Raw genomic sequence first — 15,439 nt, 5'->3', positions numbered from 1 at the left:
ATTACACCATTGGTAAATCTCTTATTGATTGGAATTTGCCGTCTATTGCAATACATTGAAATTTAACTGGAGGCTTGTATGAAAGGACAACGACACATTAAGATACGTGAAATCATTAGTCAAAATGAAATAGAAACCCAGGATGATCTGGTTGAAGCTTTGCGTAAATCCGGATTTCAGGTGACTCAAGCCACTGTATCGCGGGATATTAAGGAGCTTCTTTTAATCAAGATCCCCATGGATGATGGACGATATAAGTATTCGCTACCTACAGATCAACGTTATAATCCAATTCAGAAACTGAAACGTGCTCTCGTGGACAACTTCTTGCACATTGATCACACTAATAATCTGGTCGTGATGAAGTGTTTGCCTGGTACGGCTAATTCCATTGCTGCCCTACTTGACAATATTGAGTGGACTGAAGTGATGGGTACGATCTGTGGAGATGATACCATACTGATCATCTGCCGGACGGAAAGTAACAGCGTGACCGTAATTGAGCGGATTATGGGTTATATTTCTTAGCATGTAATGGTTCAAAAACATAATTTCTGAGTGAGTCTTCCGGAGGTGTTTTTGCAGATGTTAGTTACATTATCGATTCGTAATTTGGCTGTCGTAGAAGAAGTTGATGTTGTTTTCCATCCGGGATTCCATGTCTTGACTGGTGAGACAGGAGCGGGAAAATCAATCATTATTGATGCCCTGGGTTTGATAGCAGGTGGACGAAGCTCGGCCGATCTGATCCGGTATGGATGTGAGAAGGCCGAGATGGAAGCTCTGTTCGAAATGGAGCCAAGCCATCCGGTATGGGAAACACTGGAGAAGCTTGGTATCCATTGTGAGCCGGAGGAGCATCTGGTGATTCGCCGTGAATTGAATACTCAAGGAAAAAGTACATCCCGTATTAACGGCCAATTGGTCAATTTGACGATGCTCCGTGAAGTCGGAGAAAAATTAATTAATATTCATGGACAGCATGAACATCAAAGTTTGTTGCGCGCAGAAAGCCATCTGGGGCTTCTGGATACATACGGGGCAGCAGTCATCGGTCCAGTCAAAATGGAATATCAGGAACGCTACGGTAAATTTATTACTGCAGAAAAAGAACTGCGTGCCCTTCAGGAATCCAGTCAACGAGCGTATCAATTGCTGGACATGTACCGTTTTCAACTTGAAGAAATTGCTGCTGCTTCTCTAACGCACGGTGAGGATGAATTACTCGGAGAAGAACGGGTCAAACTATCCCATAGTGAGAAAATGATGGACAGCGTTGCTGGTGCATATGATCTGCTTAGCGGCCAACGTGGGTTAGAAGCTGTAAGCATCGCGCTGTCACGAATTGAAGATATATCAGGGTATGACAGCAAAGGGCTGCAGCCTATTGTTGAGCAGCTACAATCTGCGTTTTATCAGCTGGAAGATGCCACATTTCAGTTGCGTGATTATCGGGAGAAGATCGAATTTAACCCGGTTAGATTGGAAGAAGTGGAACAGCGGCTGCAGCTGATTTCTGGCCTCAGACGGAAATACGGTGACAGCGTTGAACTTATCTTGAATTATTATGAACAAATTAGCCATGAAACCGATCAGCTGGAGAACAAGGATGAACGTTTAGAGAAGCTCCGTAATGAACGTGACAAATTGCTCAAATTGGTCATGGAGTCTGCCGAGGAACTTAGTCGTGTTCGCAAACAATGTGCAGAGGAACTTGCTGCTCAGGTGGAAAGTGAGCTGAAGGATCTACAGATGGAGAGAACGTCGTTACGCGTTCAAATTACTCCTTTTGAAGATGCAAAAGGGATTGAATGGAATGGGCGTCGCATTCGTCTAACGCGTCAGGGTGCAGATAATGCGGAATTCCTGATTTCTCCAAATCCAGGTGAGCCTTTACGACCTCTCGGCAAGATTGCCTCTGGTGGTGAGTTGTCACGTATGATGCTGGCGATGAAAAGTATATTTGCACGTCATGACCGGATCCCAGTGTTGATCTTTGATGAGGTGGATACAGGTGTGAGCGGAAGGGCAGCGCAATCCATTGCGGAGAAGTTATACCGTCTTTCCTCCACTTGCCAAGTTTTCTCCATTACTCATTTGCCACAAGTGGCTTGTATGGCGGATCATCAGTATCTCATTGAAAAGCATGTCTACGATGGGCGCACGATGACACAAGTGGAATCGCTGTCAGATGAAGGCAGAGTGAAGGAATTGGCACGTATGCTCGGAGGTGTGGAAATTACAGAAAAAACGCTGCATCATGCACAGGAAATGTTGAATTTGGCGGAAGCCAAAAAAGGGTGAAACGAGCGGCCGGCGTAATGATTGACAGTAATAAAAGCCTGGGGGCGAGGTTATCTTATAGGTACGCAATTGGCGACCACCTTTCGTCAAGCGAAAGAAGCAAAGGGAGTGTGACAGCCATTGAATTCCCCCCTCAGGAAGAAATTGCTAGGTCTTTTATTTGCCTTCTTTCTATGTGTGATCAGCCAGGCCATTCAGCCTGTGCAAAGTTATGCGTCATTGCCTGATGAACTTCAGGTATTTGCAGGTAGGCAGGCTGACGTTCATCTAGCTGTACCGGCTGCTTCAAGCGCTGTTGTGGATCGTCCTGACATCGTCGGTTTTGATGGGAAGGAAACTGCGGTTCACGTAACGAAGCAACAACCTTTGCATCTTCATCCCCAACAAACGGGACATGCCAAATTAACGTTGAAGTTGTGGGGCAAAATTCCGGTAAAAACGGTTAACGTAAATGTGATTCCGGATTTGCGTGTAGTACCCGGGGGTCAAACCATTGGCGTCAAAGTGAAATCTGCAGGTATTTTGGTTGTCGGGCACCATCTAGTCCGTTCCGGACAGGATGAACGTGTGTCCCCTGGAGAATCAGCAGGCATTAAACTTGGGGATCTGATTACCCATATGGATGGTAAACGTCTTGATGGTGTGTCAGGTGTAGCAGAAGCTGTTGAACTTGCAGGCAAGAACAAAAAAGGAATTGATGTCGTATTAAAACGCGGCAAAGAAACGGTTAAGACGCGTTTGACACCGGCTTATGATGCGGAAGACAAAGCCTGGAGGCTTGGATTGTACATTCGTGACTCCGCTGCAGGTGTAGGGACATTAACCTTCTATGCTCCGGATCAGGGGGTATATGGGGCTCTCGGTCATGTCATTACGGATATGAACACGCAAACCTCCATTGTTGTTGGTAGTGGCCAGATTGTTCAATCCAATGTAACATCGATCTCCAAGAGTGAATCCGGTGATCCGGGTGAAAAACGAGCTCATTTTCTGAAAGAAAGCAAAATTTTGGGCAATATTGAACGCAATACGGCTTTTGGTATCTTTGGTAAAATGTCCGGTAATCCTGAACATAGTTTGTATTCTAAAGGCATTCCTGTTGCGTTCTCCCATGAAGTAAAAGAAGGCCCTGCAGAAATCCTCACAGTAGTTGAGGGTCAGCAAGTGGAACGTTTCTCGATTGATATTGTTCACGTAGCAGATCAATCCGAACCCGCAACCAAAGGTCTGGTACTTCGTATCACAGATCCGAAGCTGCTTGATAAGACCGGAGGCATTGTGCAAGGCATGAGTGGCAGCCCAATTGTACAGAATGGGAAACTGATTGGCGCCGTGACCCATGTGTTTGTCAATGATCCGAAATCAGGTTATGGCTGCTTTATCGAATGGATGTTACAGGATGCTGGAGTCATGATGAAGAAGGATAATGCAAAAAACCTTAAGGCGGGTTAACCTCCTTAAGGTTTTTTTGTCGAACGGAAACATATAATATCGGATCATGAAATAAATTATTAATTATATAGCAACTCGAAAAAAAAATAAAGAAAAATAATTTTCGACAGAAGGAATTTCATCTCCTATGTCGAAAATTTAACCTGTAAGGAAATGCACGAAACGATGTTTAAATTAAAGGAGGATACCGTTTTGCAAAAAATTGAGGTATTGCTGGCCGATGATAATCGTGAATTTACGAATTTGCTTGCCGAATATATATCCGAACAGGAAGATATGGAAGTGACTGGTATTGCTTACAATGGAGAAGAAGTATTGCAGTTGCTGGAGCAGACTCGCGATGTACCGGATGTATTAATTCTGGATATTATTATGCCTCATTTGGATGGACTGGGTGTACTGGAGCGTCTGCGCAATTTGAATCTGTCTCCACAGCCCAAAGTCATTATGCTAACAGCTTTCGGACAAGAGAATATCACGCAGCGTGCCGTGCAACTCGGAGCTTCTTATTACATCCTGAAACCGTTTGACATGGAAGTGCTCGCGAATCGTGTACGTCAGCTGGTTGGGACTCAAACTACCATCTCCACAAGTGGTGGTGGTGGCGGTTCATCAATGTTTATGAATAAATCCAATGTGGTGCCGATGGGTAAACACAAAAATTTGGATGCAAGCATCACGTCCATCATACATGAAATCGGCGTTCCTGCGCATATTAAAGGATATCAGTATTTACGCGAAGCCATCACGATGGTGTATAACAATATCGAAATTTTGGGTGCCATCACCAAAACTCTGTATCCAGCGATTGCCGAAAAATTCAAAACAACGCCGTCTCGCGTCGAACGTGCGATCCGTCATGCCATTGAAGTGGCATGGACGCGTGGTAACATCGACAGCATTAGCCACCTGTTTGGCTACACGATCAACATCAGCAAGTCGAAACCAACGAATTCAGAATTCATCGCGATGGTGGCTGACAAGCTGAGAATTGAGCATAAGGTGTCGTAAATACCGCTGGATCAACGTTTTCTGACGATGACTAGAACGGTTGTTCGCGTAAACTTATCGGCCGTTGGTCGCGAGATTCCGATAAACTATGCGGACGTTGTTCCGGTAAACTGCCTGATTCTCCGCGCAATTTTAGCGTAAACTTATCGGTCATTTAGCTGATAAACATAATAGCGCATATAATGAAAGAATACAAACGCATGTCTCTCCGGAGGCGTGCGTTTTTCTGCATTTTGATTCTAATTGTTCTGTTTTTAGCTGACGGGATGTGTTAGCGTAATTCTTAATACAGCGAGGAGGTTAACATAATGGACTACAAGGAAAAAAGAAAGTTGATCTTAGAGATGCGGCAAGCTAAAGATGAGTTGGATATGAAGTCAGCTATTAATATGTTTTTGAACTCACGTAAGTTGAAAAACTTGACAGAGAATACTATATCATCATACTCTCAATCCTTAGAAAAACTCAGTGTCTTTCTTGAAGATAATGAGATTATTAAGGTCAATAAGATAATTGTAGAGGACGTCCAAGAATTCATTCAAACAAGAAAGGAGCTTGGCAATAGCGCCCCTACTGTGAATAAATATATAAGGAATTTAAGGGCTTTCTTTAATTACTTATCCAGTTCTGGTTATTTAACAGAGAACCCAATGGAGCCAATAGATAAGATGGTCGAAGAGAAGCGGGTCCTTCGCACGCTGAATCGCGAGCAGGTTACTAAATTGTTGGACGTACCCGATCGCGCCACACCTGCAGGGTTTCGCAACTATGTTTTTATTTTGCTTATTCTCGATACAGGTCTGCGCATAGAAGAAGCTATGTCTTTTAGAGTTGATGATGTTCACTGGAAGGAGCAAGTCATACAGGTTTTCGGTAAAGGACGCAAGGAGAGACTCGTTCCTTTTAGCGCTACACTTGCCGTCCATCTGCGTGAATACCTAGAGTTACGCGGCGAAACGGACACATCCGTATTCTTTGTTAATATCGACGGACTTCCTCTAAAACGCCGGACTGTTCAAGAAGAGATATCCGACTATGGACAGCTCGCGAAGATAAAAGGTGTCCGCGTCTCTTGCCATTCATTACGTTATACATTCGCTCGCAATTACATTCTAAACGGCGGAGATATCGTAAGTCTCATGAAAATTTTGGGCCATAAGTCGCTTCACATGGCGCAATTATATAGTGAGATGTTCCAAGTTGATATTTCGAAGCAACACGGTAAGTTTTCTCCCGTAAACTCGATCTTTAATTAACGCGTAAAACCGCCGGATAGCTCACCGTAGCCGTCCGGTTTTTCCTCGTATTTGCACTATTATACATACGTTGTCTATCCGTTATTTCCAGCCGTCATCCCGCGCGTCAGAATTTGCGCTCCTTTGAACTTCCCGTAAAATCACCGTGAAATTACGGCGTTTATACGCTGACCCTAACGAATACCCTCGTGCACTATTTGAACAGCTAAATCCACGGCGATTTTACGGAGATTTCACGGCGCCGATTCGGAGGGATTGGTGGAGTAGGGCGGGGAGGCGTATCGTATTGTCTTTTCTTTAGTTCTGCCGCGCAATTCCATGTGTGATGCCCATCTATCCGTCACGATCACTTGTTATCGGGGCGTACGAAGTTATGAACGTAGTGAATAACTGAGTAAAAGATCTTAATCTTTAAAGTCTTTAAAAGATCTTTTATTATACACACGGCGGCGGGAAAGTCAATAGGGTGCGATGAATTAATTGCGCGGCATCCAAAATTGGTAACGTTAATTTGTACTATAATACATACTCGACTTTGGGCGGCTGATCGCGCATAGATTCGAGAGTATCGCGCACAGTTTCGTAGTCGGATTCCGCTTTACTTCGTTGGCGCTCCGCTTCCTCCCGCGCTTCCCTCTCCGCCTTGAGCGCGGCTTTAACTTCGCGCAGCTCGCGTACGGTCATCTCGTCAGGTGCCTTCGTTGCGCCAGAACTGAGTGTGTGGCCTCGCGTCCGTTCTTCGGGCGGGAGCGTTGCAATTTCGTAGAGTGCGCGGATTCCTAACGCTGCATCTCGGAACCCCGAGGTTCCCAATTCATCCGCAACTTTAATGAACCGATTTGCGTGTTGCCGGGTAATATCACACTCATCTTCGCACCAACGTTCCCAGTCGCGATACCCCTCCAGGCCGTAACGATGCGGCGTATCCCGTACTTCTTTTAAGCGAACCCCTATTTCGAATATTGCTTCGCCAGCCACTCGTTTATATGCGTTGATTTCGGCAGTTAGCGTGGGGAGGTCGGAGGAGAGTGCGAGTTCATTCGTTGTCATTTAGTAACAGGAGTTGTAGTTAATCTTATTGACAATAATAATTCCTGATTACATCAAAAGGAGGTACCTTGAATAATGGAGCACTCATTTGAATTTGCTTGGTCTATTGAAAAACCTTCGTCTGAGAAACACTCTTGGTCTTACCAAAAAGCTTGCGAAGCCTGCCTCGGGGAAGTTGAAAAGCGTCATGGGGTAGATTGGAAAGTTACTGATGTAAGTTATGATGACTTAGGTAGAGAAACACATACGGATGGTGGCAGATGGGGCGGCCCAAGAAAATGGAGTTGCACTCATAAAGTGAGAATTCACTACAACGTTGTTCGACGTGGTCCGGATGATGACTCTTTTGTGGAAACAGGAGAACGTGAACTTTCTCTAACCCGCTAGAATGATGAATACTGCCTGTACAGTCGCCCGCAGCGGAACTAATTTCCGTTCACGGGCGTTTCTTCGGTACAGGAGCGCATCGCTGCAACTATTAATTTCGTATATCCGCGTCTATTGTATAATCCGTCGCCTCCGCGCTATACTAAGAACAAACGTTCCGCTCTCGCGGATTCAAACGGAGGCCCACCGCCATGATCGATATCACCCCGGAAGACCGCGCGCTCATCAAATCGCATATCATACTGCCCCGCGTCCTCACCGCATTCGAACGGGACATCGCGCTCATCAACACGACGCTCAAGACGCCGGGTCCGTATGTAGACGTCATTGCGGAAGCTCAGCGCAAGATTACCGCCGACATTTACGAGATCCGCAAGCAGTTTCGGACGCGCGGGATTAAAGTCTACGAAGAGCTGTCGGACGATGACGGAGTTGTAGCGCGCTATAAATGTCGCGGCTATGAATCGGAGATGAGGCTGCGGTGGTCGACGATGGCTCCGCAGGCGGCCGTGGTTATGCGGAAGTATCTCGGGTTGAATGAGGGAACGCGGCCTTTTGTAAGAATGCCTCCGAAGTAGACAGAGAAAAGACGTAACTTCGATCGGCTACGTCTCGGGTCTTGCTCGTGTTGGCGGTAAGCATTATGATGATAACATAAAGCAGATCGCGGTAGCAGCTCTTGGTGGGGAGGCTATCGATTTTTTGCGTTTATAAAGAAAATAACTGAAAAAACAAAGGCGAGTAGACTAAAAATAACTAATCCGAATGTTAGCATAACCATTAACGCTTCGTACGTACTCATTGTTGTCACCTCCTTGATTCAAGTTTATCCTCTAGATAAAGAATGTCCACTGTTCGCATTTATAAGGGAACGCAATGTGAACAAAACCTTCAACGCAATAGTAGCATTGTTTTGAAACCTTGTATTACTAATAAACACCTCTCGAATTAATCTTTGCTGAGTTCGTACATACATAAAACTATCGGTAATAGGGATTTATTAAGTTTTTCTACGTAACAGACATCATCCTGAACCGCCGAATTTCCCACCTCAAATATATAACTTTACGTGCGTAGTGAATGAAAGGATAATTGGAATGAGTACTCGTAGACGTGGGAGATCATTATTGCGTCTGAATATTAGCACTGGACTCTAACTTGATTCCTTACGCGTAGTATCCGATCTTTTAGAACTGAAGGAGAATAGGAGGGAATTTGAGCCAATTTGTCGAAGTATTTACGTAACCCAGAACGAAAGGACTACGTCTATATGCGCTCAAACTCCCGGTCCATACGCGCCAAGTCGCGTTTTATGCGTCCGCTAACTTCCGATATCCAACTTTATACCGCGCAATTGGACCGGACGCCTATCATTATATTTATCGGCGCGGAGCTCGTTGGAAGCGGTGTGATCAAGGACATTACGGAAATGAGCGTTGCGGTGAAGGGCGAACGTTATGTGCGCGGAGTCTGTACGTTTAAATATTCGGGATAAGGCGGGAAACCATTGAGATATTACGATAGGTTATTTATTTGGGAGAATCGGAGACATGTGAAACAACTTTACGACTATAGAGACGCAATTTTTGACTACTACAATTACATGGGTTTAGAAGAATTACCGGAAGATCCCGATGAAGGATTAGTAAGACGATCTCGTATTAATATGTTAACAAAGAGTGTTCATGATTCATTTAGAACAGCCAAAATCGCACCTTTTCTGTCCTACGACATCCCTAGAGCTGGAATAAAAAAGGACATTAACGTAATAGATAACGTGTTTAATATAAACAAAATGCAAGTCAAACCCGTCGAAGTTGTCGATTTTATCGATAGAGCTATAGGTGTCTACACCAGTGACCGGGCGAACTCTATAATCAGAACTTTAAATCCTTTCTTCTGGCTGATTCTAATATTAGAAATTGTTGTTAGGTCGCCTTTCTATGTCCTAAGAGTCGCAGGATTTAATCAAAAGAAAATGGAAGAGAGCTTTTTAGGGAGGTTAACTAAGGGAGTAATCGCCTTAGCCGGTTTAGCATTCACAGTAGTTCAGATAGCTGAAAAATTAGGTTATATAGACAATATTAAAAAATTGATATCAGGTCCGTAGTATTGCGGGCAAGGGCCGGATTAGCTCCGGTCCCTCCCGTTATATTATAAACTCGCAGAATACCGGAGTCCGCAGCATCCCCGCTTTGGTCCAGTTCCGTATCTTAACGCGTACTCTAATCCGTGGCTCAACGTACACAAACTCGCTGTCCTCGCCGGATACAATCGCTTTGCTCACGCCATAGAACGCCTTCTTATGCGTTGGTGACGCGCCGAACTCGATAATGCCGGCGGGACGTACGTTTCCGCGCTCATTCGCAACTCCCGCGAGCCATCCGAACTCACCTTTCCGATATCCCGTTATGAATACGTCGGCATACGTCCAGTTAATAATCTTGCGCCAGTCTGCAGATCTGCGACTTTCGTACGCACTGTCCTTCCGTTTGGCGACTACGCCTTCCATTTCGCGCGCTTCTATTTGCGTGAATAACGCTTCGCCGGCGCCATCTACGTATGGGACAACGCCCAGGCTTGCGTTAGGCATCGTAAGACCCGCGAGAAAGGCCTTGCGCTCGATTAGCGGCAGATTCCGGACATCGGCGTCTTTATACCGCAGCACGTCGAATACAGCGAATGTGGCCGGGTTTGTTACGGTCAAATTGCGTATCTTATCGGCTTTACGCGCGGAGAAGCGGGACATAACCGCCTCGAAGTCCGAGACTCCATTCGCAGGGTTAACGCACGCTATTTCACCGTCGAGAATAACGTCGCGGTCGAAGCGAGCTGCGGCAATTTCGGGATACTGGCGCGTGCAATCGTTATTGTGACGTGTATATAAACGGACTTCTCCGTCAATTTGCGAAAATATAAGGCGGTGGCCGTCGATCTTCGGCTCGAATATAAAGCGCGAATCCGAGAACGGTGCGTCCGCCTTTTCGAGTAACATCGGACTAATAAACATAAAAACACCTCACTCCAATTATAGCGCTTAGCTAAGCCGAGGTGAGGCGGTAAGTGTTGGTAGGTCAGATATTTTATTTTTCTTGAATTATATTTATGAGGTCTTCTCCACTCGTTACTCTCAAGTAAGTCTTTCTCAAGTAAACATAAAACCATGCATACGTCTGTTTCTTTCGTTTTCTATATTTATTCAGTATTTCTTCGAATAAGGTAAAGCTCCAAGTCAAGGCCCATGTGCTGACGGTTTTTAAAGATTCAGGTGTTCGTAGTGGCTTGGTGTATCCCGTTGAGAAAACACTATGTATAGCTGAGTTTGCATGTGTTTTTGCCGACCAGGTTCTATAGAGTAATTCATATTCTGGTAGTTGTTTTAGATGGGCAGCTAATTCGTACAATGTTTTAGGTCCGCTGAATAACGAATACCAATTAGGAGTCTTTCCCCCACTTTTTTCTTTTTTATTTCTTTTACGAGTCTTATCCCACTCATCATTTATTCTTTTGTATTTACCATTTAAAAGACTATCTAAGTTTTGAATACGTTCTGTCGCGTCTATTTCTGGTAAAGGGAAAGAATAATTACTTTCCTCCAGTGTTTTTTTGAACTTTCCGATCTCTTCTTTAGAATACTGTTTGTGTAACTTTATTCTCGATTTTATGTGTGCTACATGGTAAGAAGCGGCGCGATCAGCCGAATGCCTATCGAGAATGTATCTGATTGATAAGAAATGCTCAAACATAGAGCGAATAATAGGGATTGCAGCCTCTGTATTTCCACTTTTAATCAAAATTGAAATTCCATCTAGATATTCTAAATAATCTCTCAGCAGTAAGAAAACAGTAGAATCAGTGTACTCGTTTATCGGATGTTTTTGGATCGTGTCTAGAACCGTACCCCCAAAGTCTACACATTGTTCAAATACTCTACTAATTTCATTTAATAGGGCGTCATATTCAGGATTTAAAATTGTCCGATTTAGCATAGTAAAAATTCCTTTCTTATTTTCAATCGGAGGCGGTAGATAAAAGGACCGCAGTATTAACGGTCCTCTTCATTATCTTCCTCTATGTATTCAATTAAATCACCGGGCAGTACGCCGAGCTTTACGCATAATGTATTTAATGTCGGAAAGTCAATCCTTGCGTTGGCATTCAACGCGAGCGCCTTTACAGTATTGCGATTTATGCCGGTAATTTGAACGATGTCTTTCTGTTCAAGTCCGCGTTCCTTCATTATCTTATCAAGCGAGAACCGGATAGCCACGAAAATTCCTCCAAAAATAATGTAGTAAACTAGTTGACAAGATAACAACTCGGATGTATAGTTGTAATCAAGTAAACTAGTTGACAAGATAACCTGTTAACATCTTATACGTATATCGTAACAAAACGTTTCATCATTATCAAGCAGCATCGTACCGGTCCGCAATAAATCCCGCGAGGAGGAATGAATTATGTCTAACATCACTGTAGTTACGAAGGTCGACGACTTTGACGGACCTTTCCGTGTCGAATACGCCGGCACACTTATAGATGAGAATCACGCTATCTACATCGACTCTGATTACAATATTGCAGTTATGGAGCGCGTTAATTTCGACGGAATAGAGTACGTTACGTCATACGGCGAGCCTGCTATTTTCGACCTGACGGTTGAGGACCTGAGCTTCATTGATAACATCCGCAATATGAGCGCGATCGAACTACTAACTAAATTTATCCGTAAAGGGGATATGCAAAATGAAACTCACCGTTAATAATACTCAAACTACGTCTAACAATATTGAAACAAGAAAGTATGGCCGCCGGTTTATCCAACTTCTGCGTGCTCTGTACGCAATCCTGATCATCACGAAGGAGATCGTAGCATGAGCCGCCGCCCTGTACACCTTTACCGCTGCGTCGTCAATTTCACGCAATCAAACCGCATGTTTTACGTTAACAGTGTTCGCCAGCTTTCCGACGTCGAGGTTCGTTTCCGCGCGGTTGAGAAGGGCGTCAGTAACGCCAATGTTTCCGGGCTTAGCGTAACCGCGGCCGACATCATAGACATCGACTTCGTATATCGCGGGGTGATGTGATGAGCGCACAAGACCGTTTCGAGCTGGCATCCGTTGCTATCGGGCCATTTGATAGTGATGACGAATTTTATGAATACGAAGGATGCGCACTGAACGAACGTTACATGTTCTTCATCGATGCGGACGCGCTATGGGTTCGCTCAGTTCACCAAGATCCGGAGCAGCCGCGCCAGTACATAGACGGAGAAAGCGGAGGCATGGCGATCGGCCTTGACGCTACCGGAGACATAATGGATATCACGGCTCAACTCGTAGCTAGACTGCGCGGCATGGATGCGCTCGATTTTCTGACGCAAATATTACTGTTTACGCCTGGCCGCGGTGATTTTAATCTGCAGCTTGATGGACTCATCTCGGATCGGAGGGAGCCGCGTGGATAAAATATTCATCCTACACGTTTGGGAAGAGAAGGCGGAGAGCCACGAAATAACTCCGGCCTGGCTCGTAAACAGTGACACCGCGATCTATCTCTCGCACTGCACCGTATTCCTTGTCCGCGTCATCCCGATCCGACTCGGCCACCTAACGCGTTATTACGTCGAGGATACGGCTACTTGCGGCATTCACCTCGCACAGGACGTCGATGGCGATCCGGAATTAATCGCAGCGCGGATTATAGGAAGGCTCCGGAGTCGGACCGCGCTTGATTGGCTGGCGGATGATGTACTCGGGGGAATGACGGGATTGTTCGAATTTCAAGTATAGCCGCCTGATGAGCGCCTGTTTTAGCGGAGCAGGACGAAACCAACGGGCCCCGGTCCGGCGGTCGCGGAACTTCCGCATGTATCATGTAACAACGTACTGTATCGATATGTATTTGCTTTCTACTTAATAGTCGCGCGGACTAAAAACGCCGAGGAGGCATCCATGGAAAAAACGACAGTAATTGAAATTGGTTATGTACGCGATCATCGCACCGGTAATTTCATTGTTACGCTCATTGACGAATCATTCCATCCTAACAGTAACCGCCGCCGCCAACAGATCGTTGTGTTACCTGGCGTATTCTTCCGCATCCTAACCAAAATAGACCGCCGATCCATCGCGAACACAGTTTATGTCACGTTGGAACAAGCGGCCGACCTCGGATTCATTGTATCGAAAATTCCCTTAACCGTTGAAGCAATCGCCTAGACAGACTCGTCTCATCATCCGTACTTTCCGACGCCAATCGGAGAGATCGCTATGCGGACACTTTAACGCTGAGTAGCGCCAACTATTCGGTACATTACGCCGGTCTAGCGCCAACTATTCCGGCATTTCCTTAGAATATTCCGCGGCACGGAGGCGGCAACCTTCGTTCAGGCAGCGCGTTCACATATATCGAGTGTAAGCGAGAACTTACGCTCTGAATCACTTTTACAATGACGGAGGGAGCGGCGATTGGCTATCGCGTGACGCGCCCTTTTCCGTTGTTATATCCAGTAATACGCAAGGTAACGGACAAGGTTTCAAGATTTTGAACTAGTTTTCATGATCTTTTGGAGATAGGAACAAGAGAAAGAAGTTATGTAATGCTTCGAGCGAGGCAGCAATAACCGCAAAAGCTAACAGATTACTATCAATGACGTCACTTACTTTGTTTCGTCCAGAAAGTACAAACTGGAAGAAAGCATAAAAAGCTATCATGAGATATATTGATCCTTTAGAAAATATAAATAGCTTGTCCACAAAAGTCCTGATTACTGTCCACCTCCTTGCAGTTACAGATAGTAGGTTTGGGAAAAGAGGAGGAAATAATAAAAAAAAAATAGACAAACCTCTTGCATAGCTGAAAAAGTGTGCTATACTGAGATTTAGACTATACTTTTTTATATAAATATATCAATTATATCACCTTACAATAATATTATATCGCTTATCTATCTGAAAGTCAACCCTTAACTTGAAAACTGGCAATACCCAATAACATCGGCCTCGCGCCGTTAACATATAGCACTACGTCAACACCAAACTAAACGAATGGGAGAGATGTACATGTTAGCAAATCAGAAATTGGTGTTTATCGAGAACAGGATGTTGGTGACGGATAGTTTAACGATTGCCGACGTGTTTGGAAAAGAGCATTCCAAAATCCTAAGAGATATCCGAGAACTTGACTGTAGTGAGGAATTTAGAGAATCCAATTTTGGACTCTCCTCATATCAGTCAGAACAAAATAGAAAAATGCCTAAATACATCATTACTCAAGACGGGTTTTCATTTCTAGTAATGGGGTACACGGGCAAAGAAGCTGCGCGATTTAAGGAAACGTACATCGGAGAATTTAATCGCATGCGGGAACAACTCCAGCAGCTCTCCACACCTTCATACGCGATCGACGATCCCATTGCGCGGGCCAAACGTTGGATTCAGGAGCGCGAAGAAACGGAGCGCATTGAGACGGAGCGATTGCTGCTTGCGGAAAAGGTAACGGAGCAGGACGAGAGAATAACCGTTTTACAGCCAAAGGCAGAGAAGTATGACGAATTCCTTGATTTGGACGGTTATGTTACTTTCTCAACAGTAGGTAAACAGTTCCTTGGCGGGATGTCCGCAATTGAACTTCGTAGATGGTTACAAGAGAATGGGATATTGTACCAGCGTACTGTTGACGGGTACTACCCTCCGACTAAGGGACATGAGCCTTATTTTAAGATCACTGTATTCACAAAAGACCACATTACAAGTAAAGGGTTGAAAATAACTCCGTCCGGAATTGATATGATGGTCGACCTTTTCTATCACGGAGTTAAGCCAGAAATTAAACGGGTTTCGAAGTTGAAGCCAGCGGAGGTAATCGAGTTTCCGCGTCAAACCGCACAGAGCTCATATAAACCTTGGACTCCGAAAACTACGCTCAACCTTCGTCCGGAAGCGCAATAATCCAATTAACGGCCGTACTTTTATCGT

21 protein-coding genes are annotated in these 15,439 nt (G+C 44.9%); 16 read left to right on the top strand and 5 right to left on the bottom strand.

Annotated features, from left to right (window positions below; all coding sequences use genetic code 11):
• Positions 1–78: 78 nt before the first annotated feature.
• The 5 genes from ahrC to MHB49_RS23100 all read left to right on the top strand — a co-directional run bounded on the left by ahrC (position 79) and on the right by MHB49_RS23100 (position 6,023).
• Positions 79–528 (top strand): transcriptional regulator AhrC/ArgR, encoded by a 450-nt coding sequence (gene ahrC / locus MHB49_RS23120; RefSeq protein WP_063565708.1) that lies wholly within the window; start codon positions 79–81, stop codon positions 526–528.
• Positions 529–585: 57 nt separating this feature from the next.
• Complete coding sequence (gene recN / locus MHB49_RS23115) at positions 586–2,304, top strand: DNA repair protein RecN (RefSeq protein ID WP_405153160.1); 1,719 nt, start codon at positions 586–588, stop codon at positions 2,302–2,304.
• Positions 2,305–2,424: 120 nt separating this feature from the next.
• The gene (gene spoIVB / locus MHB49_RS23110; RefSeq protein ID WP_405153159.1) at positions 2,425–3,756 is read left to right on the top strand and encodes a SpoIVB peptidase; all 1,332 of its coding nucleotides are present in this window, start codon (positions 2,425–2,427) and stop codon (positions 3,754–3,756) included.
• Positions 3,757–3,948: 192 nt separating this feature from the next.
• Positions 3,949–4,767 (top strand): sporulation transcription factor Spo0A, encoded by an 819-nt coding sequence (gene spo0A, locus MHB49_RS23105; protein WP_247898318.1) that lies wholly within the window; start codon positions 3,949–3,951, stop codon positions 4,765–4,767.
• A 308-nt stretch (positions 4,768–5,075) separates the two neighbouring features.
• Positions 5,076–6,023, top strand: coding sequence for a tyrosine-type recombinase/integrase (locus MHB49_RS23100; protein ID WP_405153158.1), 948 nt, complete (start codon positions 5,076–5,078; stop codon positions 6,021–6,023).
• Positions 6,024–6,539: 516 nt separating this feature from the next.
• Here MHB49_RS23100 and MHB49_RS23095 read toward each other — a convergent pair.
• Complete coding sequence (locus tag MHB49_RS23095; RefSeq protein ID WP_405153157.1) at positions 6,540–7,073, bottom strand: DUF3102 domain-containing protein; 534 nt, start codon at positions 7,071–7,073, stop codon at positions 6,540–6,542.
• Between the two features lie 75 nt (positions 7,074–7,148).
• Between MHB49_RS23095 and MHB49_RS23090 the strand changes: the two genes are divergently transcribed.
• Positions 7,149–7,460, top strand: a complete 312-nt coding sequence (locus tag MHB49_RS23090; protein WP_405153156.1) for a hypothetical protein — start codon at positions 7,149–7,151, stop codon at positions 7,458–7,460.
• A 191-nt stretch (positions 7,461–7,651) separates the two neighbouring features.
• Positions 7,652–8,038 carry a hypothetical protein gene (locus MHB49_RS23085; protein WP_405153155.1) on the top strand — a complete coding sequence of 129 codons (387 nt, stop codon included), beginning with the start codon at positions 7,652–7,654 and terminating at the stop codon, positions 8,036–8,038.
• Between the two features lie 113 nt (positions 8,039–8,151).
• On the opposite strand, the gene MHB49_RS23080 is transcribed toward MHB49_RS23085, so the two are convergent.
• Positions 8,152–8,262 carry a putative holin-like toxin gene (locus tag MHB49_RS23080; protein ID WP_405153154.1) on the bottom strand — a complete coding sequence of 37 codons (111 nt, stop codon included), beginning with the start codon at positions 8,260–8,262 and terminating at the stop codon, positions 8,152–8,154.
• A gap of 423 nt (positions 8,263–8,685) precedes the next feature.
• Here MHB49_RS23080 and MHB49_RS23075 point away from each other — a divergent pair, with 423 nt between their 5' ends.
• Together MHB49_RS23075 and MHB49_RS23070 are read left to right on the top strand one after the other, a co-directional pair.
• A complete protein-coding gene (locus MHB49_RS23075; RefSeq protein WP_405153153.1) occupies positions 8,686–8,955 on the top strand; it encodes a hypothetical protein in 270 nt (89 codons plus the stop codon).
• Between the two features lie 57 nt (positions 8,956–9,012).
• Positions 9,013–9,570: a hypothetical protein gene (locus MHB49_RS23070; RefSeq protein WP_405153152.1), complete on the top strand. Its 558-nt coding sequence runs from the start codon at positions 9,013–9,015 to the stop codon at positions 9,568–9,570.
• A 39-nt stretch (positions 9,571–9,609) separates the two neighbouring features.
• On the opposite strand, the gene MHB49_RS23065 is transcribed toward MHB49_RS23070, so the two are convergent.
• The 3 genes from MHB49_RS23065 to MHB49_RS23055 all read right to left on the bottom strand — a co-directional run bounded on the left by MHB49_RS23065 (position 9,610) and on the right by MHB49_RS23055 (position 11,730).
• On the bottom strand, positions 9,610–10,470 hold the full coding sequence (locus tag MHB49_RS23065; RefSeq protein WP_405153151.1) for an ATP-dependent DNA ligase: 861 nt from the start codon (positions 10,468–10,470) through the stop codon (positions 9,610–9,612).
• Between the two features lie 73 nt (positions 10,471–10,543).
• On the bottom strand, positions 10,544–11,449 hold the full coding sequence (locus MHB49_RS23060; RefSeq protein ID WP_405153150.1) for a DUF5677 domain-containing protein: 906 nt from the start codon (positions 11,447–11,449) through the stop codon (positions 10,544–10,546).
• A gap of 56 nt (positions 11,450–11,505) precedes the next feature.
• Entirely contained in the window at positions 11,506–11,730 is a 225-nt protein-coding gene (locus MHB49_RS23055) for a helix-turn-helix domain-containing protein (protein ID WP_405153149.1), read from the bottom strand.
• Positions 11,731–11,920: 190 nt separating this feature from the next.
• Here MHB49_RS23055 and MHB49_RS23050 point away from each other — a divergent pair, with 190 nt between their 5' ends.
• The 7 genes from MHB49_RS23050 (at position 11,921) to MHB49_RS23020 (ending at position 15,412) form a co-directional block, all read left to right on the top strand.
• The gene (locus MHB49_RS23050; RefSeq protein ID WP_405153148.1) at positions 11,921–12,223 is read left to right on the top strand and encodes a hypothetical protein; all 303 of its coding nucleotides are present in this window, start codon (positions 11,921–11,923) and stop codon (positions 12,221–12,223) included.
• Between the two features lie 111 nt (positions 12,224–12,334).
• Entirely contained in the window at positions 12,335–12,547 is a 213-nt protein-coding gene (locus MHB49_RS23045; RefSeq protein WP_405153147.1) for a hypothetical protein, read from the top strand.
• Complete coding sequence (locus MHB49_RS23040) at positions 12,547–12,927, top strand: hypothetical protein (RefSeq protein WP_405153146.1); 381 nt, start codon at positions 12,547–12,549, stop codon at positions 12,925–12,927. Before MHB49_RS23045 ends, MHB49_RS23040 begins: the two co-directional genes overlap by 1 nt.
• Positions 12,890–13,252 (top strand): hypothetical protein, encoded by a 363-nt coding sequence (locus MHB49_RS23035; protein WP_405153145.1) that lies wholly within the window; start codon positions 12,890–12,892, stop codon positions 13,250–13,252. The genes MHB49_RS23040 and MHB49_RS23035 overlap by 38 nt, the downstream gene beginning before the upstream one ends.
• 162 nt (positions 13,253–13,414) lie before the next feature.
• A complete protein-coding gene (locus MHB49_RS23030; protein ID WP_405153144.1) occupies positions 13,415–13,681 on the top strand; it encodes a hypothetical protein in 267 nt (88 codons plus the stop codon).
• A gap of 493 nt (positions 13,682–14,174) precedes the next feature.
• Positions 14,175–14,318 carry a hypothetical protein gene (locus tag MHB49_RS23025; RefSeq protein WP_405153143.1) on the top strand — a complete coding sequence of 48 codons (144 nt, stop codon included), beginning with the start codon at positions 14,175–14,177 and terminating at the stop codon, positions 14,316–14,318.
• Between the two features lie 206 nt (positions 14,319–14,524).
• Positions 14,525–15,412 (top strand): Rha family transcriptional regulator, encoded by an 888-nt coding sequence (locus tag MHB49_RS23020; RefSeq protein WP_405153142.1) that lies wholly within the window; start codon positions 14,525–14,527, stop codon positions 15,410–15,412.
• Positions 15,413–15,439: the final 27 nt, after the last annotated feature.

Source organism: Paenibacillus sp. FSL K6-0108, assembly GCF_045040695.1.
In the GTDB taxonomy this organism is placed as follows: Bacteria; Bacillota; Bacilli; order Paenibacillales; family Paenibacillaceae; genus Paenibacillus; species Paenibacillus pabuli_B.
This window is presented reverse-complemented; position numbering and strand designations above follow the sequence as displayed.